At 58.7% G+C, this 395-nt stretch carries 1 protein-coding gene; it reads left to right on the top strand.

The window, feature by feature from the left end:
* Nucleotides 1-77 precede the first annotated feature (77 nt).
* A partial coding sequence (locus tag EOA85_RS37105; RefSeq protein ID WP_164760224.1) for a TadE/TadG family type IV pilus assembly protein occupies nt 78-395 on the top strand: 318 nt, incomplete at its 3' end.

The following is a 395-nucleotide window of genomic DNA, read 5'->3' as shown; positions in this document are numbered from 1 at the left end:
TATTTTAGCAATCTGAAATTCAAGGATTGGTGGCATCTGGTCGCCGACAAAGGGGTTCTAGCGGGGGGCTGACGGCAATGATCCGAAAATTCGGTAGGGACCGGCGTGGCAACTATACGCTGATGACGGTCATCACCATGGTGCCGCTCATGGGCGGCTTGGCGCTCAGCGTCGACTACTCGGAACTGCTCCGCCAGAAGAACGCCACGTTGAATGCCCTGGACGGCGCCGGTCTCGCTACCGCTCATAAGATCGTCGCCGGCGCAAGCGACGACGACGTCAAGGCCTATGCCAAGACTTTCTTCGAAGCCAATCTCGGCCCTGTCGATCCGGCCAATACGTTGCTTACCGTCACCCTGCCCAACAGCAATGCGGGTGGCGGCACGTTGAAGCTC

It is taken from the genome of Mesorhizobium sp. M5C.F.Ca.IN.020.29.1.1 (assembly GCF_003997375.1).
GTDB lineage: Bacteria > Pseudomonadota > Alphaproteobacteria > Rhizobiales > Rhizobiaceae > Mesorhizobium > Mesorhizobium wenxiniae.
The sequence above is the reverse complement of the archived record's forward strand: the minus strand, read 5'-3'. Positions and strand labels throughout refer to the sequence as shown.